Origin of the sequence: Aeromonas caviae, assembly GCF_000819785.1 — a bacterium.
GTDB lineage: Bacteria > Pseudomonadota > Gammaproteobacteria > Enterobacterales > Aeromonadaceae > Aeromonas > Aeromonas caviae.
Map to the genome: position 1 here is coordinate 1 of NZ_CDBK01000073.1, position 21039 is coordinate 21039.

General features: G+C 59.9%; 16 protein-coding genes and 3 tRNA genes. 14 read left to right on the forward strand and 5 right to left on the reverse strand.

From position 1 onward, the window contains the following. Positions 1-188: 188 nt before the first annotated feature. Both torA and BN1120_RS11790 read right to left on the reverse strand, forming a co-directional pair. Positions 189-2669 (reverse strand): trimethylamine-N-oxide reductase TorA, encoded by a 2481-nt coding sequence (gene torA / locus BN1120_RS11785; RefSeq protein WP_042016247.1) that lies wholly within the window; start codon positions 2667-2669, stop codon positions 189-191. A gap of 22 nt (positions 2670-2691) precedes the next feature. Beyond that, the gene (locus BN1120_RS11790) at positions 2692-3822 is read right to left on the reverse strand and encodes a NapC/NirT family cytochrome c (RefSeq protein WP_042016248.1); all 1131 of its coding nucleotides are present in this window, start codon (positions 3820-3822) and stop codon (positions 2692-2694) included. 297 nt (positions 3823-4119) lie between these two features. On the opposite strand from BN1120_RS11790, the gene BN1120_RS11795 reads away from it, so the two are divergent. Then, positions 4120-6117, forward strand: a complete 1998-nt coding sequence (locus tag BN1120_RS11795) for a DNA topoisomerase III (RefSeq protein WP_042016249.1) — start codon at positions 4120-4122, stop codon at positions 6115-6117. Positions 6118-6188: 71 nt separating this feature from the next. Here the strand turns inward: BN1120_RS11795 and BN1120_RS11800 are convergent, their stop codons facing one another. Further along, complete coding sequence (locus BN1120_RS11800; RefSeq protein WP_041211921.1) at positions 6189-7544, reverse strand: TrkH family potassium uptake protein; 1356 nt, start codon at positions 7542-7544, stop codon at positions 6189-6191. Continuing rightward, the gene (locus BN1120_RS11805) at positions 7541-8194 is read right to left on the reverse strand and encodes a potassium channel family protein (RefSeq protein WP_010675965.1); all 654 of its coding nucleotides are present in this window, start codon (positions 8192-8194) and stop codon (positions 7541-7543) included. Before BN1120_RS11805 ends, BN1120_RS11800 begins: the two co-directional genes overlap by 4 nt. A gap of 125 nt (positions 8195-8319) precedes the next feature. Here BN1120_RS11805 and murB point away from each other — a divergent pair, with 125 nt between their 5' ends. Together murB and birA are read left to right on the forward strand one after the other, a co-directional pair. Then, positions 8320-9357, forward strand: a complete 1038-nt coding sequence (murB, locus tag BN1120_RS11810) for a UDP-N-acetylmuramate dehydrogenase (protein ID WP_010675964.1) — start codon at positions 8320-8322, stop codon at positions 9355-9357. Then, on the forward strand, positions 9354-10319 hold the full coding sequence (gene birA, locus BN1120_RS11815; protein ID WP_042016250.1) for a bifunctional biotin--[acetyl-CoA-carboxylase] ligase/biotin operon repressor BirA: 966 nt from the start codon (positions 9354-9356) through the stop codon (positions 10317-10319). Before murB ends, birA begins: the two co-directional genes overlap by 4 nt. Positions 10320-10395: 76 nt before the next feature. Here birA and coaA read toward each other — a convergent pair whose 3' ends face one another. Next, positions 10396-11334 (reverse strand): type I pantothenate kinase, encoded by a 939-nt coding sequence (coaA, locus tag BN1120_RS11820; protein WP_042016251.1) that lies wholly within the window; start codon positions 11332-11334, stop codon positions 10396-10398. A gap of 263 nt (positions 11335-11597) precedes the next feature. On the opposite strand from coaA, the gene BN1120_RS11825 reads away from it, so the two are divergent. From BN1120_RS11825 to rpoB, 11 genes are all read left to right on the forward strand, one after another. Then, positions 11598-11682: transfer RNA gene (locus tag BN1120_RS11825), tRNA-Tyr, on the forward strand. A 38-nt stretch (positions 11683-11720) separates the two neighbouring features. Beyond that, positions 11721-11795: transfer RNA gene (locus tag BN1120_RS11830), tRNA-Gly, on the forward strand. Positions 11796-11967: 172 nt separating this feature from the next. Beyond that, on the forward strand, positions 11968-13152 hold the full coding sequence (gene tuf, locus BN1120_RS11835; RefSeq protein ID WP_005306325.1) for an elongation factor Tu: 1185 nt from the start codon (positions 11968-11970) through the stop codon (positions 13150-13152). 52 nt (positions 13153-13204) lie between these two features. Further along, a tRNA-Trp gene (locus BN1120_RS11840) sits at positions 13205-13281 on the forward strand. A 60-nt stretch (positions 13282-13341) separates the two neighbouring features. Next, positions 13342-13713, forward strand: coding sequence for a preprotein translocase subunit SecE (gene secE, locus BN1120_RS11845; RefSeq protein WP_010675960.1), 372 nt, complete (start codon positions 13342-13344; stop codon positions 13711-13713). 9 nt (positions 13714-13722) lie between these two features. Then, the gene (gene nusG, locus BN1120_RS11850) at positions 13723-14274 is read left to right on the forward strand and encodes a transcription termination/antitermination protein NusG (protein ID WP_010675959.1); all 552 of its coding nucleotides are present in this window, start codon (positions 13723-13725) and stop codon (positions 14272-14274) included. Between the two features lie 134 nt (positions 14275-14408). Beyond that, positions 14409-14837: a 50S ribosomal protein L11 gene (gene rplK, locus BN1120_RS11855; RefSeq protein WP_005306313.1), complete on the forward strand. Its 429-nt coding sequence runs from the start codon at positions 14409-14411 to the stop codon at positions 14835-14837. A 4-nt stretch (positions 14838-14841) separates the two neighbouring features. Then, the gene (gene rplA, locus BN1120_RS11860; protein WP_010675958.1) at positions 14842-15543 is read left to right on the forward strand and encodes a 50S ribosomal protein L1; all 702 of its coding nucleotides are present in this window, start codon (positions 14842-14844) and stop codon (positions 15541-15543) included. 256 nt (positions 15544-15799) lie between these two features. Then, positions 15800-16300 (forward strand): 50S ribosomal protein L10, encoded by a 501-nt coding sequence (gene rplJ, locus BN1120_RS11865; RefSeq protein WP_042016252.1) that lies wholly within the window; start codon positions 15800-15802, stop codon positions 16298-16300. A gap of 51 nt (positions 16301-16351) precedes the next feature. Then, positions 16352-16717 carry a 50S ribosomal protein L7/L12 gene (rplL, locus tag BN1120_RS11870; RefSeq protein WP_010675957.1) on the forward strand — a complete coding sequence of 122 codons (366 nt, stop codon included), beginning with the start codon at positions 16352-16354 and terminating at the stop codon, positions 16715-16717. Between the two features lie 223 nt (positions 16718-16940). Continuing rightward, positions 16941-20969 carry a DNA-directed RNA polymerase subunit beta gene (rpoB, locus tag BN1120_RS11875; protein WP_042016253.1) on the forward strand — a complete coding sequence of 1343 codons (4029 nt, stop codon included), beginning with the start codon at positions 16941-16943 and terminating at the stop codon, positions 20967-20969. The last annotated feature ends 70 nt before the right edge of the window (positions 20970-21039 follow it).

Genomic DNA, 21039 nt, shown 5'->3' on the forward strand with positions numbered 1-21039 from the left:
GGAGTGTGCCGAAGAGTACAGGGTGGAAGGAGACTTCTGAGCCACCTTGTCCCCACTCTGGCTGCAAGGCGGGTGGAGTGTGCGAAAGAGTATATGGTTGAGGGTGACTTCTGATTCTGAGCCACACCACAAACTGCGATAAGAAAACGGCGCCTTGATGGCGCCGTTTTTGTTGCTCAGTCCTCTACTCAGCCGTTGGCCGGTACCTCGTGCGCCGTGTTGGCGAGCACTGGCCCGATATACTTCTCTATCTGCAATTGGGCCATGTGGCCGCAGTTGCCCTGGGCCAGACTGGACGAGCCCTCGTCGAATGTGAGGCAGTTGACGTTGCCGTTCTTGCAGATGCTGCCCGCTTCGCCCGGCTTGGCCGGGTCATACCAGGCCCCTTCACACACCCGCACTACCCCGGGCCGGATATCGGCGGAGATCAGGGCCCCCACCAGGATCTGGCCGCGCTCGTTGAAGGCCCGCACCAGATCGCCATCCTGGATGCCGCGCGCTTTGGCGTCGTCAGGATGGATCAGGATCGCTTCGCGGTCGGCGATGGCGAACTTGTCCCGCAGCGGGGTGTTGTCGAGCTGGGAGTGCAGCCGCTGGGTCGGGTGGGAGGTGTTGAGCGACAGCGGATAGCGCGCCGCCACCTCGCTCTTCACCCACTCCTTGGGCTCATACCACTTGGGATGACCGGCGCAGTCGGCGTAACCCATCCCCGCCACCGTGTTGGAGAAGATCTCGATCTTGCCGGACGGGGTACCGAGCGGGTTGAGCAGCGGGTTTTCGCGAAAATCGGCGTGACGGATCCACTGGCGGTTGGCCTCGGGGATCGGGAAGCGGATGTAGTTGTTGGCCTCCCAGAACATGTTGAACGGCGGCAGCGCCACCCGGGCGCCACGGGCCTGGGCCGCCATGCCGTCGTACATCTGCTTGAGCCACAGCATCTCGTCCTTCCCTTCGGTGTACTGCTCCTGCACACCCAGCTTGGCGGCGATGGCGCTGAAGATGTCGAAATCGTTGCGAGCTTCAAACTGGGGCGGTACGCACTGGTGCATGGGGAAGACGTAGCGCTGGGAGTAGTCGCCCCCCATCTCCAGATCGTTGCGCTCATAGCTGGTGGTGGCCGGCAGTACGATGTCGGCGTGTTTGGCGGTGGCCGTCCAGTAGGGCTCGTGAACGATCACGGTCTGGGGTTTGCGCCAGGCCTTGACTAGGTTGTTGGTGTCCTGATGGTGGTGGAAGGGGTTGCCGCCCGCCACGTAGACCAGCTTGATGTCCGGGTAGGTCACCTTGCGGCCGTTGAAGTCGATGGTCTTGCCCGGGTTGGCGAGGCAGTCGGCGATGCGGGCCACCGGGATGGGGGCCGGGCTGTTCTTCGGTGCGCTGCCAGCGGAGATGCCCGCCAGAATGCCGCCCTTGGCGGTGGGGCTGCCACCGGAGGAGTAGTGGTAACTGAAGCCGTAGCCGCCCCCCGGCAGGCCGATCTGGCCCAGCATGGCGGCCAGAGTGACCAGCATCCAGTTGGGCTGTTCACCGTGGTGCTGACGCTGCATGCCCCAGCCCGCCATGAGCATGGTGCGCTTGGCGGCCATGTCGAGGGCCAGCTGGCGGATCACCTTGGCATCGACGCCGCAGATGGCGCTCGCCCACTCGGCGCTCTTGGGCTGACCGTCATCCTTGCCGAGCAGGTAGGCGAGGAAGGTGTCGAAGCCGACGGTGTAGCGATCGAGGAAGGCCTGATCGTGCTTCTTCTCGCTGTAGAGGGTGTGAGCGACACCCAACATCATGGCCACGTCTGTGTAGGCGTTCGGGGCAATCCACTCGGCATTGGCCTGCTTGGCGGTCTCGTTGTAGACGGGATCGATGCTGATGACCCGGGTGCCTTTCTCTTTCAGCGCCTTGAAGCCGGCCTGCCCCTCGTGATCCGGCATGTTCCAGCTGTTCTTCAGGGTCACCTGGGCGTTGACCCCCCAGAGCACCACCAGTTCGGCGTGCTCCACCACGTTGGGCCAGGCGGTCTGCTGCTCGTACACCTCGATGGAGCCCATCACGTGGGACATGATCACCTGAGCCGCGCCGGTGGAGTAGTCCCCGGCATAACCGGTGAAGCCGCCCGAGAGGTTCATCAGGCGGTGCAGCAGGGTGCGGCTGTTGTGGAACATGCCGACACTCTTCCAGCCGTAGGAACCGGCGTGGATCGCCTGGGGGCCGAAATCAGACTGAACGCGCTGGATCTCGCCGGCCACCAGTTCGATGGCCTTCTCCCAGCTCACCCGTACCCACTCGTCGGCACCGCGCAGCTCCGGTCTGGCACCCGGGCCGTGCTCCAGCCAGCTCTTGCGCACCATGGGGTACTTGATGCGGTTCTTGGCGTGCACCTGGAACGGCGCCATGTCGATAAGATCGTTCGGTGCCGGATCGTCGGCCACCGGCTGGACCCGCACCATGCGGCCCTCGGAGACGATGGCCTCGAAGGCCCCCCAGTGGGCGCCGGTCAGGATGCCCTTCTGGGCGGGGACCAGAGTCGGGAACTGCTCCAGCGCCGTGCTGACGGCCTTGGCCAGGGCGCTTTTCGGGAAGAGACCAGCCAGCAGGGGCAGGGCGGCACAGGCCCCCAGCCCCTTGAGCAGAGTACGGCGGGAGAGGTTGGTCTGTTGGTCATTGAAAAAAGTCATGGGAGAGTCCTCTGTTCCTGCCTTAATGGGCCGCGCTCATGTCGCTGGCGTGTTTCTGCACGTATTGGGTGAGCATGCGCGCCTGCTCCGGGGTGAGGGAGGTACGGGACTCCATCCCCTTGATGACGCCGATCCACTGGTTGGCGTTGAAGTGATCCAGCGCGGTGAGGCCGTGACAGCCGGTGCAGTTGTTGGACATCAGGGTGGAGGCGTATTGCCACAGCTTGCCCTGGTCGCCGATGAGCTGGCTCTGGTCGACCCAGGCGGTCAGGCTGACCTGATGCCAGGTGAGGTTGGTGGCGCTGTCGGTTTCGCTCTTGCCGGTCACGAGGGCTTTTCTGGCGGCTTCGCCGACCAGCACGCTCAGGATCCGTTTGCCGGGGGCGGCGTAGAACACCTCGCTCACCCCGTCCTGCTGCCAGCCGTCGATGCGCACCTGGGCGCGGCCGTTGTCGTTGGCCAGCACTTCCACCTGGGTGGAGGGCATCAGGGTGCCTTCATCAGTCTTGGCGCCGGCATCCAGATAGAGCGGGGTGGTGGCGATGGCATAGCGGGTGGTGACGCTGGCCGGGGTCTGGGCCGCGGCGGCGGCCAGTTCGCTGGCACCGGCGGCAGCCAGGCCGCTCATGTCCGGCATGATGTGGGCGACGCCGCGGTGGCAGTCGATGCAGGTCTGGCCCTCCTTGATGGCGACCGGGTGCTCGGCGCGGGCATTGGGGCGCTGGGCCAGGATGTCCATGGCGGTGTAGCTGTGGCAACTGCGACAGGTGGCGGAGTCATTGGCCTTGAGCTGATCCCACACGGTCTGGGCCATGCGCAGCTTGTGGGCCTCGTATTTTTCCGGGGTGTCGAGGGTGCCGATCGCCTCGTGATAGATGTCTTTCACGGCGCGGATCTTGGTCCAGAGATAGGCGGCGGGTTCACTGGGGATGTGGCAGTCGGCGCACTCGGCGCGGATCCCCTTCACGTTCTGGAAGTGGACACTGCCCTGATATTCGGCGAGGGGGGTCTGCATGGAGTGGCAGGAGACGCAGAACTCGGTGGAGCTGGTCTTGTGCAGCACGGTGACGGTGACGCCCAGTGCAGCGACCCCCAGCAGGGCCCCGAGCAGCAGAAGCCAGAACCAGGTCTTTCTCAACAGTTTTCCAAGCATGGTGACGGTGTCCTTCGAATTCGGGTATTACCAATATAGTAGTAGTCCCAAGATTCGATGGGTTGACCTTGGTCATGATTTTTATTTCGACATGTAAGTAATTTTTGGTTTTTTTTTTGTTTGGAAATGCTTTTTTGAACTTTAATCGCACTTTTACCCTTCAACGGGAGCGGGGTGTCCTGTGATGGGGGCGATGCCCAAGCCGGGACGGGGAGGCCGCGCACCACCCCGGGGCTTGGGGTTTGCGGTGAGAGGATTGTATACTGTTCACATATACAGTATTCAGGTGTATCCATCATGCGACTCTTTATCGCCGAGAAACCCAGCCTTGGCCGCGCCATCGCCGATGTCCTCCCCAAACCTCACAAGAAGGGGGAGGGTTTCATCGAGACGGCGCAGGGAGACGTGGTGACCTGGTGCATCGGCCACCTGCTGGAGCAGGCCGAGCCCGATGCCTACGATGCCGCCTACAAGCAGTGGCGCATGGAATCCCTCCCCATTGTCCCGACCCAGTGGCAGCTGGTGGCCAAACCCAAGACCAAGGCCCAGCTGGCCGTCATCAAGGGGCTCATCAAGCAGGCGGACTGCGTGGTCAACGCCGGTGACCCGGACAGGGAAGGGCAACTGCTGGTGGACGAGGTGATCGACTTTCTCGGTTATCCCAAGACCAAACCGGTTCAGCGCTGCCTCATCAGCGATCTCAATCCCCCCGCCGTGCGCCGCGCCCTCGACAAGCTCAGGGACAACAAGGAGTTCGTGCCGCTGGCGGTGTCGGCGCTGGCCCGTAGCCGTGCCGACTGGCTCTATGGCATCAACATGACCCGGGCCTATACCCTGCTTGGTCGCAAGGGGGGTTGCAGCGAACTGCTGTCGGTGGGCCGGGTACAGACCCCCTTGCTCGGTCTGGTGGTGCGCCGGGATCTCGAGATCGAGGCCTTCGTTCCCAAGCCGTTCTACGAGGTGATGGCCCATCTGCTGACCCAGGGCAACGAACGCTTCACCGCCAGGTGGCTGCCATCGGAGGCCTGTCTGCCCTGGCAGGATGAGGAGGGACGGGTGCTCAACCGGGCGCTGGCCGCCAAGGTGGTGGAGCGGATCCAGGGGCAACCCGCCCGGGTGGAGGCGGTGGAGGAGCAGGCGCGCAAGCAGGCGGCACCGCTCCCCTACAACCTCTCCAGCCTGCAGATCGACGCGGCCAAGCGCTTTGGCATGGATGCCAAGCGGGTGCTGGACGTCTGCCAGAGCCTCTACGAGCGGCACAAGCTCATCACCTATCCCAGATCCGACAGCCGCCATCTGCCGAGCGAGCACTTCAACCGGGCCGGCCAGGTGCGGGAGGCCATCGCCAGCACGGCCCCTGCGCTGGCCAGGGCGGTCGCCGAAGCGGATGGCAGGATCCGCAGCAAGGCGTGGAACGACAGCAAGGTGGATGCCCACCACGCCATCATTCCCACCGAGAAGAGGGGGAACGAGGCGAGCCTGGGGGCCGACGAGGCGAAGCTGTACGGCCTGATTGCCCGCCAGTATCTGCTGCAGTTCTACCCGCCGTTCGAGTACAACGACAGCAAGGTGTTGCTGCGCATCGCCGGAGGGCTGTTCCAGGCCAAGGCGCGCCGCATCCTCAAGGCGGGCTGGAAGGCGCTGCTCGGAGTGGAAGAGGATGACGAGGAGGAGGCGGGAACCCTGCCTGCCCTGAAAGAGGGGGAGGAACTGCTGTGCGAGCGGGGGGAACTGCTGGAGAAGATGACCCAGCCCCCCAAGCCGTTTACCGATGCCACCTTGCTGGCCGCCATGACCGGCATCGCCCGTTATGTGCAGGATCCCGAGATCCGCAAGACCCTGCGGGAGACCGACGGTCTGGGCACCGAGGCGACCCGGGCCGGGATCATCGATCTGCTGTTCAAGCGCCGCTTCCTGGTGCGCCAGGGCAAGAGCATCAAGGCCACCCCGACCGGGCGAGCCCTGGTCCAGGCGCTGCCCACGACCGCCACGACACCGGACATGACGGCACTGTGGGAGCAGAGTCTGGGTCAGATCGCCGAACGTCACGGCAGCTACCAGCAGTTCATGGGGCCGCTCACCGAGCAGCTCAACGGCCTGATCGAGGGGGCGCGGCAGGATTCTGGCGCCAGCTTCAGCGCGCTGCCCACGGCGGCGCCCGGTGACAGCAAGCCACGCTTTGCCCGCCGCAAGCGGACTGCGTCCACCGCCGCACGCCCCCGCACGAGCAAGAGTGCTGGCAAGAGTACGGGAAAGAGCTCTGGCAAGGGGACGACCAGGGGCAAGGCGGCCTGAGGCTGGCGCGCGCCGTGATCACATAGAAAAGAAAGAGGGGCCGGAGGCCCCTCTTGTATGGATGGGATGGCTTACCCCGTGTAGACGCTCTCTTCCGGATAACGGATGCGGGTCTCCACCGGGCGGGCCAGCATGATCGCCAGGGTGAGGGGCCCCAGACGGCCGCAGATCATCACCAGCACCAGGATCAGTTTGCCCGGTTCGCTCAGAGAAGCGGTGATGCCGGTGGACAGACCCACGGTGGCGAAGGCCGAGATGGTCTCGAACATGATCTTGTCGAATGATTGCGACTCCGTGAGCATCAGCAGGAACATCGCCAGCATCAGCACCATGGTACTGACGATGATGATGGCCAGGGAGCGGGTCACTATCTGGGGTGACAGGGTGCGGCCGAAGGCGGTGACATGGGGGCGCTTGGTCAGAAACGCCCGGGTCGCCAGCAGAACGACGGCAAAGGTGGTGACCTTGATACCGCCCCCGGTGGAGGTTGCCCCGGCACCGATGAACATCAGCATCATCATGAACAGCAGGGAGGCCGGTACCATCTGGCCGATATCCACCGTGTTGAAGCCCGCCGTGCGCGCGGTGGCCGACTGGAAGAAGGCTGCCAGCCACTGGCTCCCGAAGGAGGCGTTGCCCAGGGTGCCCGGGTTGTTGTGCTCCAGCAGCCAGAACATCAGGGTCCCCAGCAGCAGCAGGGCAGGGGTCATCAGCAGCATCAGCTTGCTGTGCAGTTTCAGCTTGCGCCAGCGGCGGTTGCGCACCAGGTCGACGATGACGGTGAAGCCTACCCCCCCCAGGATCAGCAGGGCCGGTATGGTCAGGCTGATGATGGGGTCATCCCGGTAGTCCATGAGGTTGTTGGCAAACAGCGAGAAGCCGGCGTTGTTGAAAGCCGACACCGCGTGGAAGAAGCTGACGTAGAGGCCGTGGCCCCAGCCCATGTCGGGCACCCAGCGAATGGCCATGATGGCGGTGCCGATCAGCTGGGCAATCAGGGCGAACAGGACGATGCGTTTCACCAGCTGGACGATGTTGACGGATCCCTCCTGGCCCAGCGCCTCCTTGGCCAGCACCTGCTGGCGCAGCCCGACCCGCTTGCTGAACATGGCGATGAGCAGCAGTGTCATGGTCATCTGGCCGAGACCACCAATCTCCATCAATATCAACAGGATGATCTGCCCCTGCAGGGTGAAGGCGGTGCCGGTATCCACCACCCCGAGGCCGGTCACGCTGATGGCGGAGGTGGCGGTGAACAGGGCGTTGATGACGGTGACCTCACCCTTGTGGCTGGAGGGCTGGACCAGAAACAGGGTGCCAACCAGCAGGATGATGAGGAAACTGCCCAGGATGAGCTTGGCCTCGCTCCAGCGGGAGTTGTCTTCCCGATGCAGGGTGAAGGCGTAGTTGCTGCGCCAGTTGATCATAGGGTGTCGAGCCAGTGATCGATGGCGTGCTTGTTGCCGGCCAGGATCAGGATGTCACCGAGTTGCAGCTCCATCTTGCCGGTCAGGACGTTGTGCAGCACCTCGCCACGCTTGATGGCCAACAGCTGGAAATCGCTTTGCTGCAGCAGGCGCAAGTCGGCCAGGGTGCGGGTGTTTTGCTGCAAGCCGATCACGAACTCGGTCAGCACCATGTCGTGACCCAGCTCCAGGTAGTCGAACAGCCGGTTGTCCAGCATGCTCTGGGCCACCCGGCGGCCCATGTCCCACTCCGGGTTGATCACCTTGTCCGCGCCCACCTTCTGCAGGATCTTGGCGTGGAACTTGTCGCGGGCCTTGACCCAGACCTTCTTCACGCCCGCCTCTTTCAGCACCAGCGTGGTCAGGATGCTGGTCTCCAGGTTGTCGCCGATGGCGACAAAGACGATGTCGAAATTCGCCAGGCCCAGTTCGGCGACCGTGGCCTCGTCGGTGGCATCGGCCACGATGACGTGGTTGCAGAGGGTGGCTATCTGGCGGGTCTTGCTCTCGTCGATGTCGATGGCCAGTACCTCGGCATTCTGGCGCTGCAACTCTTCGCACAAGGCGCTGCCAAACAGGCCCAGGCCGATGACGGCGAATTGATTGTTCATGCATGCTTCCTCAGCGGGATGAAGGGGTTACTCTACTCCAGAGCCCTGAGTCCGAAAAGTGTCCGGGTTTTTTGTCCCGGGGGATCTGGGGTAAACTGCGCCCTTGTCCTTGTCGGAACACACAGATGAAACTCACCCCCCACGCCTCCCTGTCGACCCTCAATACTATGGGCCTGGACGCACACTGCCTCTGGCTGGCCGATGTGACCCGGCCGGATGATCTCGCGCAACTGCGGACCAACCCGGAGTTGGCCACCTTGCCGCGCCTGGTGCTGGGAGGAGGAAGCAACATCCTGTTCTGCGATGACTTTGCCGGTCTGGTGGTCCACAACGGCCTGAAAGGGATCACGCTGCACGAGGAGTCCGAGCACTGGCTGCTGCACGTGGCGGCAGGTGAAAACTGGCACGAGCTGGTATGTCACGCCCTGCAACAGGGCTGGCACGGGCTGGAGAATCTGGCACTCATTCCCGGGACGGTTGGGGCGGCCCCGGTACAGAACATCGGTGCCTACGGGGTCGAGCTGGCCAGCGTCTGTGCCTACGTGGAGGCGTTCAACTGGCAGAGTGGCGAGGTTGAGCGCATCGCGGCGGCCGACTGCCGGTTCGGTTACCGTGACAGCATCTTCAAGCACGACTATCAGGACTCCCACTTCATCATCGCCGTCGGTCTGCGCCTGCCCAAGGCATGGCGCCCGGTCGCCGGCTATGGCCCGCTGGCGGCGCTGGGGGATGCCCCTTCGCCACAGGCCATTTTCGACACCGTCTGTGCCACCCGCATGGCCAAGCTGCCGGATCCGGCGGTGCTGGGCAACGCGGGCAGTTTCTTCAAAAACCCTGTGGTGCCCGCCGCCCTGGCCGAGACCCTGAAACAGCAATACCCGCAGATGCCCTGCTACCCTGCGGCAGAAGGGCAGGCAAAGCTGGCGGCTGGCTGGCTCATCGATCAGTGCGGTCTCAAGGGGTTTGCCATCGGTCGTGCCGCCGTCCATCAGGAGCAGGCGCTGGTGCTGGTCAATCTGGGGGGCGCCAGCGCCATGGAGCTCATCGCGCTGGCGGCCCATGTCCGCGACAGCGTGGAGCACCAGTTCGGTGTGGTGCTGGAACACGAGGTGCGCTTCATGGGGCGCAGCGGTGAAACCTGGCTCGACGAGGTACTGGCATGACCCTGACCCCCGTCAGACAGACTCTGATCACCCTGCTCAGCGACGGCCAGTTTCATTCCGGCGAGCAGCTGGGCGAGCGCCTTGGCATCAGCCGGGCGGCGGTGAGCAAGCACATGGCCGCGCTCAAGGATCTGGGGCTGGATCTCTTCAGCCTGACCGGCAAGGGCTATCGGCTGGCGGTGCCCATGGCCCTCTATGACGAGGGGCGGCTGCAGGCAGAGGCACCGATGGCACCGGTGCACTGCTTCCCTGTCATCGACTCCACCAACCAGTACCTGCTGGAGCGGGTCAACACCCTGAGCTCCGGCGAAAGCTGTCTGGCCGAGTGCCAGACCGCCGGGCGGGGACGTCGTGGCAAACCCTGGGTTTCTCCCTTCGGTTGCCAGCTGATCCTGAGCATGTACTGGCGGCTTGAGCAGGGCATGGCGGCCGCCATGGGACTGAGTCTCGCGGTCGGCGTGGCGGTGGTCGAGGCGCTGGAGTCCCTCGGTTATCCCGGGGTGGCGCTCAAGTGGCCGAACGACCTCTATTACCAGGGCCGCAAGTTGGCGGGCATCCTGGTGGAGATGAGCGGCAGTGCGGGTGCCAGCTGCCATCTGGTGATCGGGGTCGGCCTCAATCTGGCGATGCCGAGTCGGGAGGGGGAGAAGATCGATCAGGCCTGGTCCGAGCTGCGCCATATCCAGCCCGAGCTGGTGGATCGCAACGAGCTGGCCGCCTGCGTGCTGCTGCACCTGCAGCAGGCCATGCAGACCTTCGAACAGACGGGACTGGCGAGTTTCGTCGAGAGCTGGAACCGGCTCGACCACTTCGCCGGCCAGCCGGTGAAGCTGCTGATGGGAGAGCAGGTGATCCGCGGGATTGCCCGGGGGATCGACGAACGCGGAGCCCTGCGTCTGGAGACGGAAGAAGGGCTCAAGCTCTATCTGGGAGGGGAACTCTCCCTGCGGCGGGGGGACTGAACCCATACGCTCATGACGACTGAATGAAAGAGGGGGCCTGCGGGCCCCCTCTTTCATGTATGCACTGCGACAGTGGTCACTTGCGTAGCTTGATCTGCTCGATGGCGTGCTCGTTGCCCTTGGTGAGGATGAGGTTGGCCCGCTCCCGGGTCGGCAAGATGTTCTCTTGCAGATTCAGGTAGTTGATATCCTGCCAGATGTTGTTGGCGATCTCGGTCGCCTCGCTCTCGGCCAGCTTGGCGTAGTGGTGGAAATAGGAGTCGGGATCCGAGAAGGCGCCGCTGCGGAATTTGAGAAAACGATCGATGTACCAGGTGCGCAGCAGCTCGGCGTCAGCATCCACATAGATGGAGAAGTCGACGAAGTCCGACGCGAACACGCGATGGGGGTCCTGGGGATAGTCCATGCCGCTTTGCAGCACATTGAGCCCCTCCAGGATCAGGATGTCCGGCTGCTCCACCACCTTCTTCTCGTCGGGCAGGATGTCATAGATGAGGTGGGAGTAGACGGGGGCCTCGACCTTCTCGTGGCCGGCGCGGATATTGGCGACAAACTCCACCAGATGGCGGATGTCATAAGACTCGGGGAACCCCTTGCGACGCATCAGGCCACGGGCTTCCAGCTCCTTGTTGGGAAACAGGAAGCCGTCGGTGGTGACCAGCTCCACCCTGGGGTGCTCCGGCCAGCGCTCCAGCAATGCCTGAAGGATACGGGCCGTGGTGCTCTTTCCCCCCGCCACGCTGCCGGCGATGCTGATGATATAGGTACCCTTGCCGCGGGACTGACCGAGAAACTGCTCCAGCACCCGGCTGCGGCGCTGCTTGGCCTTGACGTAGAGATTGAGGAGACGGGAGAGGGGCAGATAGATCTCTTCCACTTCCCGCAATGACACCTTCTCGTTGATCCCGCGCAGGGTCTGCAGATCGTGCTCGGTCAGGGTCAGGGGGACCGCATCGCGCAATAACGCCCATTGTTCGCGGGTGAATTGCAAATAGGGGTTATGCTCTGTCGTCATGGTGTCATCACTGTTTCTTGGGCAGGGCGACCATACACCAAGGGATCGGGAGCGACAAGGGACGCGTCCGGTCGGGACGGAGAAGGAGCGTTTTTTTGCCTGGATCCCGGCATAAATGCACATTTTGCAAGGTGCAATGGTTGCATCCCCAAAATCCTTACCATAAAATGCGCGACGCTTGGATGTCTGTCGTCTATTTGCCCAGCAAAAGCGACAAAAACAACGGGTGCAAGCAGAATTACCGTTGTGGCATTTATGCAACTGGAGGGGTTCCCGAGCGGCCAAAGGGATCAGACTGTAAATCTGACGGCTCTGCCTTCGAAGGTTCGAATCCTTCTCCCTCCACCATATTTCTCTGCGGTTTGAGTTCTTTGGGTTAGAGAAATGCGGGCATCGTATAATGGCTATTACCTCAGCCTTCCAAGCTGATGATGCGGGTTCGATTCCCGCTGCCCGCTCCAAGATGCTGATATGGCTCAGGTAATTCTGAGAGCCACACCTTAGGGTGAGTTCGGCAATCGAACCAGCCTGTCAGCACCAACCTCTCTACTCCCCTTGATTCAAATCCATCATATAAACTGTTCTGTGGTTAGCTTGCCACCGCGTACTCAGCGTTAGTTTAGAGGGACGATCATGTCTAAAGAAAAATTTGAGCGTAATAAACCGCACGTTAACGTGGGTACCATCGGCCACGTTGACCACGGTAAAACCACCCTGACCGCCGCCATCACCAACGTGCTGGCCAAGCACTTCGGTGGTAAAGCTTTCGCCTTCGACCAGATCGACAAGGCACCGGAAGAGCGTGAGCGTGGTATCACCATCAACACCTCCCACGTAGAATACGACACTGCAACCCGCCACTACGCCCACGTAGATTGCCCGGGTCACGCCGACTACGTTAAAAACATGATCACCGGTGCTGCCCAGATGGACGGCGCAATCTTGGTAGTAGCAGCGACTGACGGCCCGATGCCGCAGACTCGTGAGCACATCCTGCTGGGTCGTCAGGTAGGCGTTCCGTACATCATCGTGTTCATGAACAAGTGCGACATGGTAGATGACGAAGAGCTGCTGGAACTGGTCGAGATGGAAGTTCGCGAACTGCTGTCCGAGTACGACTTCCCGGGTGATGACCTGCCGGTAGTCCGTGGTTCCGCACTGAAAGCGCTGGAAGGCGAAGCTCAGTGGGAAGAGAAGATCCTGGAACTGGCTGGCCACCTGGACACCTACATTCCGGAACCGGAGCGTGCCATTGACCAGCCGTTCCTGATGCCTATCGAAGACGTCTTCTCCATCGCAGGCCGTGGTACTGTAGTAACCGGTCGTGTAGAGCGCGGTATCGTCAAGGTTGGTGAAGAAGTGGAAATCGTTGGTATCAAAGATACCACCAAGACCACCTGTACCGGCGTTGAAATGTTCCGCAAACTGCTGGACGAAGGTCGTGCAGGTGAGAACGTTGGCGCCCTGCTGCGTGGCGTGAAGCGTGAAGACGTAGAGCGTGGTCAGGTACTGGCCAAGCCGGGCACCATCAAGCCGCACACCAAGTTCGAATCCGAAGTGTACGTGCTGTCCAAGGAAGAAGGTGGTCGTCACACCCCGTTCTTCAAGGGCTACCGTCCGCAGTTCTACTTCCGTACTACCGACGTGACCGGTACCATCGAACTGCCGGAAGGCGTAGAGATGGTAATGCCGGGCGACAACATCAAGATGGTTGTTACCCTGATTGCGCCGATCGCGATGGACGACGGCCTGCGTTTCGCCATCCGTGAAGGTGGCCGTACCGTAGGTGCTGGTGTTGTAGCTAAAGTTATCGCTTAATCTTGGCTTACATAAATAAAGCAAAGCCCCTATAATAGGGGCTTTCTTATGCAGGGGCGTAGTTCGAATTGGTAGAACAGCGGTCTCCAAAACCGATGGTTGCGGGTTCGAGTCCTGCCGCCCCTGCCATATACCTCGTCTCGTACGGGGCTTTTGTGTCTTTGGTTACGTCAGATACAGGTGGGTTGTATGAGTGTTAGTTCTGAGGGTCAGGGCGGAAGCAAGGATACCCTGCTTTGGGGCCTGGTTTTCATCATCCTGGCGGCCGCTGTAGTGGGCAATTACCTGCTGAGCGACGTTATTGCTGCCGTCCGCGCCCTGGGTGTGGTCGTTGTCATCGCCGCTGCCGGTGCAGTGGCCCTGCAAACCACTAAGGGCAAGGCAACACTGGCGTTTGCCCGTGAGTCTCGCCTGGAAGTCCGCAAGGTCGTATGGCCGACCCGTCAGGAAGCCATTCAGACAACCCTGATTGTGCTGGCGGTGACTGCCGTGATGGGGCTGCTGCTGTTCGTGTTGGACGGCGCCTTGGTCTGGTTGGTCAACCTGATTACCGGTGTGTAAGGATAAGCCATGACTGAACAACGTGAACAGCGTATGAGATGGTATGTCGTGCAGGCATTTTCCGGCTACGAAGGCCGTGTTGCCAAATCCCTGCGTGAACATATCAAGATGCATGGCATGGAAGAGCTGTTTGGTGAAGTGCTGGTCCCGACCGAAGAAGTGGTCGAGATGCGTGCTGGCCAGAAACGCAAGAGTGAGCGCAAATTTTTCCCGGGATACGTCCTGGTCCAGATGGTGATGGATGAGACCACATGGCACCTGGTACGCAATGTACCGCGCGTCATGGGCTTCATCGGCGGTACCTCCGATCGCCCTGCTCCTATCTCCGATAAGGAAGCGGATGCCATCCTCAATCGTCTGCAAGATGCCCACGACAAGCCGCGTCCGAAAACCCTGTTTGAACCGGGTGAGATGGTTCGGGTTGCCGATGGTCCGTTCGCCGACTTCAACGGTACCGTTGAAGAGGTGGACTACGAAAAGAGCCGCGTGAAGGTCTCCGTACTGATCTTCGGCCGCTCAACGCCGGTAGAACTGGATTTTGGTCAGGTCGAAAAAGGCTGATTAATCTCTGTACGTTTAACGGTTGTCAGGGGCAGCGATTATCTCTATAATTCGCTGCCCCTTTATTTGTTGGGGAGCCGTTTGCAGGAGCATGTCTCCGAGGCGTTAGAACCCATTTTTGAGGTATTTTTGTAATGGCTAAGAAAGTCACAGCTTATATCAAGCTGCAAGTTAAGGCTGGCAGTGCTAACCCCAGCCCTCCCGTTGGTCCTGCTCTGGGTCAGCACGGTGTGAACATCATGGAATTCTGTAAGGCATTCAACGCCCGTACAGAAAAGCTGGAAAAAGGTTCTCCGACACCGGTCGTGATCACCGTTTACAGCGACCGTTCCTTCACCTTCGAAACCAAGACTCCGCCCGCTTCCTTCCTGCTGAAGAAAGCCGCTGGTATCCAGTCTGGTTCCGCCAAGCCGAACAAAGACAAGGTTGGTAAGGTGACTGTGGCTCAGCTGCAAGAAATCGCCAAGACCAAAGAGCCGGATATGACTGGTGCCGATCTGGATGCAAAAGTACGTTGCATCGCCGGTTCCGCTCGTTCCATGGGCCTGGTAGTGGAGGAGTAAGACAATGGCTAAACTGTCCAAGCGTATGCGCGTTATTCGCGAAAAAGTTGACGGTACCAAAGAGTACTCCATCAACGAAGCCATTGCCCTGCTGAAAGAACTGGCTACTGCCAAGTTCGTTGAAAGCGTTGACGTTGCCGTTAACCTGGGTATCGATGCTCGTAAATCCGACCAGAACGTACGTGGTGCAACTGTACTGCCGCACGGTACCGGTCGTGACATCCGTGTCGCCGTGTTCACCCAGGGTGCCAACGCCGAAGCCGCTAAGGCTGCCGGTGCTGAACTGGTTGGTATGGACGACCTGGCCGAGCTGGTCAAGAAAGGCGAGATGAACTTCGACGTCGTCATCGCATCCCCGGATGCCATGCGTGTTGTTGGTCAACTGGGTCAAATCCTGGGCCCGCGCGGTCTGATGCCGAACCCGAAAGTGGGTACCGTCACTCCGAACGTAGCCGAAGCCGTCAAGAACGCCAAGGCTGGTCAGGTTCGTTACCGTAACGACAAGAACGGTATCATTCACACCACTCTGGGCAAAGTTTCCTTCAACGAAGTTCAGTTGAAAGAGAACCTGGAAGCTCTGCTGGTTGCCTTGAAGAAGGCCAAGCCGTCCTCCGCCAAGGGTGTATTCATCAAGAAAGTCAGCATCTCCACCACCATGGGTGCCGGTGTTGCCGTAGACCAAGCTTCCCTGGAAGCTCAGGCCTAATTGATGGGTTTTACAAGGCGCAAAATTTAATCTATAATTTTGCGCCTTGATTGGTTGGGGGTTTCGACCTCCGTCCAAGACCGCAGGAGGCCGCAAAGCCTTAATTTTTCCTGCGTAGACGGTGCCGGAAACCCAGCGAGAAAGATTCTTTCTCTTCTGGAATCCTGCTACCGCATCGTTCCCCTCTGTTGTAAAGGTAGGGGGGATGTGTCAGTACTGGGTCAATAGACCCGGATTCAATCCAGGAGTTAAGCCAATGGCATTGGGACTCGAAGACAAAAAGGCAATTGTTGCTGAAGTCAACGAAGCTGCCAAAGGCGCTCTTTCTGCAGTTGTAGCCGATTCTCGCGGCGTCACTGTAGAGAAGATGACCGTCCTGCGTAAGACCGCTCGTGAAGCTGGTGTGTATATGCGCGTTGTGCGTAACACCCTGCTGCGTCGCGCGGTAGAAGGTACCGAATACGAGTGCCTGAACGACGCATTTACCGGTCCTACCTTGATTGCTTTCTCCAACGAACACCCGGGCGCTGCCGCTCGTCTGTTCAAAGAGTTTGCCAAAGCGAACCAAAAGTTCGAAATCAAGGCTGGCGCTTTTAACGGTGAGTTTATCGCCGCAGCACAAATTGATCGTCTGGCCACGCTGCCGACTTACGAAGAAGCAATTGCGAAGTTGATGGCTACCATGAAGGAAGCCTCTGCTGGCAAGCTGGTTCGTACTATCGCTGCTGTTCGCGACCAGAAACAAGCTGCTGCTTGATTCTCGCCTATCTAGGCTGTTTGAGTTTATTCAACATCAGGAATTTTTGTCATGTCTATCACTAAAGACCAAATCATCGAAGCCGTTGCTTCCATGTCCGTAATGGAAGTTGTTGAGCTGATCGAGGCTATGGAAGAGAAGTTCGGTGTTTCTGCCGCTGCTGCCGTCATGGCTGGCCCGGCTGCTGCTGAAGCAGTAGAAGAGAAGACCGAGTTCGACGTAGTTCTGACTGCTGCTGGCGCCAACAAAGTTGCCGTCATCAAGGCCGTTCGTGGCGCTACCGGTCTGGGCCTGAAAGAAGCCAAGGACCTGGTAGAAGCTGCTCCGACCAATCTGAAAGAAGCCGTGTCCAAGGACGAAGCTGAAGCTCTGAAGAAAGAGCTGGAAGCTGCCGGTGCTTCTGTTGAGATCAAATAATCTGCATTTATGTAGATTAGCCTGATAAAACAGGCTAAGGCTGGTGAATCTTTATTCACCAGCCTTTTTGCGCTGTAGACTGAGAGTATTTCACACCGTTCACGACTCTCGGTGCACCAGCAATCCGGACCGCCTCATCGTCCGGGCCAACACAAAACGGTGTTGAGACAGAGCTGTCCCGTGGGGACAGAGTGGGTCACTTATCAGCGAGCTGAGGAACCCTATGGTTTACTCTTATACCGAAAAAAAACGCATACGTAAGGACTTCGGTAAGCGAGACCAGGTACTGGACACGCCTTATCTGTTGTCCATTCAGCTGGACTCCTTCAAGCAGTTCATCGAGGCTGACCCGGAAGGTGAGTACGGCCTAGAAGCCGCCTTCCGTAGCGTTTTCCCGATCACCAGTTACTCCGGTAGTGCTGAGCTTCAGTATGTCAGCTATCGCCTGGGTGAGCCGGTATTTGACGTAAAAGAATGCCAGATCCGTGGAGTGACCTACTCCGCGCCGCTGCGTGTCAAGCTTCGTATGGTTCTGTACGACCGTGAAGCAGCTGCCGGCACCGTCAAAGACATCAAGGAACAAGAAGTATACATGGGCGAAATTCCGCTCATGACCGAGAACGGCACCTTTGTCATCAATGGTACCGAACGGGTTATCGTCTCCCAGCTGCACCGCAGCCCGGGCGTCTTCTTCGACCACGATAAAGGCAAAACACATTCATCCGGTAAGGTGCTTTATAACGCTCGCGTTATCCCCTACCGTGGCTCCTGGCTGGACTTCGAGTTCGATGCGAAAGACAACCTGTTTGTCCGTATCGACCGTCGTCGTAAACTGCCAGCCTCCATTATTCTGCGCGCCCTGGACTTCAGTTCCGAAGAAATCCTGGCCACCTTCTTCGAGACCATCGGTTTCGAAGTCAAGGATGGCAAGTTGATGATGGATCTGGTGCCCGAGCGCCTGCGTGGCGAAACCGCGACCTTCGACATCATTGCCAATGGCGCCGTGGTGGTTGAAACCGGTCGTCGTGTCACTGCCCGTCACATCCGTCAGCTGGAAAAAGACGGCATCACCCAGATCGAGGTGCCGGTAGAGTATGTTGTTGGCAAAGTTGCAGCCAAGAACTACGCGCACCCGCAGACTGGTGAGATGGTTGTCACTGCCAACCAGGCGCTGAGCCTGGAAGCGGTTGCCAACCTGTCCCAAGCCGGCTTCAAGCACTTCGAGGTTCTGTTCACCAACGAACTGGATCACGGTGCCTACATGTCCGAGACCCTGCGTATCGACTCCAGCTCCAGCCGCCTGGAAGCCCTGGTCGAGATCTATCGCATGATGCGTCCGGGCGAGCCGCCCACTCGTGAAGCGGCCGAGCAGCTGTTCGAGAACCTGTTCTTCTCTTCCGAGCGTTACGACCTGTCTACCGTAGGTCGGATGAAGTTCAACCGCCGTTTGGGTCGTGAAGACGAGACTGGCGTTGGCGTGCTGACCAAGGACGATATCGTCGAGGTCATGAAGCGCCTGATCGACATCCGTAACGGTAACGACGAAGTGGACGATATCGACCACCTTGGTAACCGTCGTATCCGTTCCGTCGGTGAAATGGCCGAGAACCAGTTCCGTGTTGGTCTGGTCCGTGTCGAGCGTGCGGTGAAGGAGCGCCTGTCTCTGGGCGATCTGGACACCCTGATGCCGCAGGATCTGATCAACGCCAAGCCGATCTCCGCCGCGGTCAAAGAGTTCTTTGGTTCCAGCCAGCTGTCCCAGTTCATGGACCAGAACAACCCGCTGTCCGAAGTGACCCACAAGCGCCGTATCTCCGCGCTGGGCCCGGGCGGTCTGACCCGTGAGCGTGCCGGTTTCGAAGTTCGAGACGTACACCCGACCCACTACGGTCGTCTGTGCCCCATCGAAACGCCGGAAGGTCCGAACATCGGTCTGATCAACTCGCTGTCCGTGTATTCCCGCACCAACGAGTACGGTTTCCTCGAGACCCCGTACCGCAAGGTGATCGACGGTGTGATCACCGACGAAGTGGATTACCTGTCTGCGATTGAAGAAGGCAAGTACGTGATCGCACAGGCCAACGCCGCGACCACCGAAGATGGCCGCCTGAAAGATGAATTGATCCCGTGCCGTCACAAAGGTGAATCCACCTTTATGAACGCCGACCAGATCCAGTATATGGACGTGAGCCCGCAACAGATCGTCTCTGTGGCAGCGGCCCTGATCCCCTTCCTGGAACACGATGATGCTAACCGAGCCCTGATGGGTTCGAACATGCAACGTCAGGCCGTACCGACCCTGCGCGCCGACAAGCCGCTGGTAGGTACCGGTATGGAACGCGCAGTGGCCGTTGACTCCGGTGTAACCGTGGTGGCCAAGCGTGGTGGCATGATCGACTACGTCGACGCCTCCCGTATCGTTATCAAGGTCAACGAAGATGAGCTGCTGCCTGGCGAAGCCGGCATCGACATCTACAACCTGACCAAGTACACCCGTTCCAACCAGAACACCTGTATCAACCAGCGTCCGTGCGTGATGTTGGGCGAGCCGGTGATGGCGGGCGACGTGCTGGCTGACGGCCCGTCCACCGATCTCGGTGAACTGGCGCTGGGCCAGAACCTGCGCGTCGCGTTCATGCCGTGGAACGGTTACAACTTCGAAGACTCGATCCTGGTGAACGAGCGCGTGGTTCAGGAAGATCGCCTGACCACCATCCACATCCAGGAACTGGCCTGTATCTCCCGCGACACCAAGCTGGGTCCGGAAGAGATCACTGCCGACATCCCGAACGTGGGTGAAGCCGCTCTGTCCAAGCTGGACGAGTCCGGTATCGTCTACGTGGGTGCGGAAGTGAAGGGCGGCGACATCCTGGTCGGCAAGGTGACTCCGAAGGGCGAAACCCAGCTGACCCCGGAAGAGAAGCTGCTGCGCGCCATCTTCGGCGAGAAGGCGTCCGACGTGAAGGACTCTTCCCTGCGTGTGCCGAACGGTGTGTACGGTACCGTGGTTGACGTGCAGGTCTTTACCCGCGATGGCGTGGAAAAAGACAAGCGCGCCAAAGAAATCGAAGAGATGCAGCTGAAGGAAGCGAAGAAGGACTTGACCGAAGAGTTCAAGATCCTGGAAGACGGCATTTTCGGCCGTTCCCGCAACCTGCTGCTGGCCGCCGGTTACAGCGAAGATCGTCTGAACAAGCTGGATCGTTCCAAGTGGTTTGAACTGGCCATCGAAGATGAAGCCAAGCAAATCGAGTTGGAGCAGATCGCTGAACAGCACGTTGAGCTGAAGGCCGAGTTCGACAAGAAATTCGAGAACAAGCGTCGCAAGATCATCCAGGGCGATGACCTGGCGCCGGGCGTACTGAAGATCGTCAAGGTCTATCTGGCTGTCAAGCGTCGCATCCAGCCGGGTGACAAGATGGCGGGTCGTCACGGTAACAAGGGTGTTATCTCCAAGATCTGCCCGGTCGAGGACATGCCCCATGACGAATACGGCCGTCCGGTCGACATCGTACTGAACCCGTTGGGCGTACCGTCCCGTATGAACATCGGTCAGATCCTCGAAGTGCATCTGGGCCTCGCGGCCAAGGGCATCGGCGAGAAGATCGATCGCATGATCAAAGAACAGCGCGAGCTGCACGAGATGCGCGAGTTCCTGCAACAGGTCTATGACCTGGGCGAGAAGGACTCCCAGCAAGTGAACATCGCCGAGCTGTCTGACGACGACGTGCGCACCCTGGTGGGTAACCTGCGTAAGGGTCTGCCGGTGGCTACACCTGTCTTTGATGGCGCCAAAGAGCGCGAAATCAAGGCCTTGCTGAAGCTGGCCGATCTGCCGGAATCCGGTCAGATCTCCCTGTACGACGGTCGTACCGGCAACGCCTTCGAGCGCAAGGTCACCGTGGGTTACATGTACATGCTGAAGCTGAACCACCTGGTAGACGACAAGATGCACGCGCGTTCTACCGGTTCCTACAGCCTGGTTACCCAGCAGCCGCTGGGTGGTAAGGCGCAGTTCGGTGGTCAGCGGTTCGGTGAGATGGAAGTGTGGGCCCTGGAGGCTTACGGTGCGGCATATACCCTGCAGGAAATGCTGACCGTCAAGTCTGACGATGTGAACGGCCGTACCAAGATGTACAAGAACATCGTGGATGGCGACCACCGTATGGAGCCGGGCATGCCCGAATCCTTCAACGTATTGCTGAAGGAAATCCGCTCTCTGGGTATCAACATCGAGCTGGACGAAGAGTAAGAGCTCGCTCTTATTGTTCGAGAATTGACGTGGGCGCCCCGCTGTTTCGGCAGCCGGGGCGCCGAGGTTA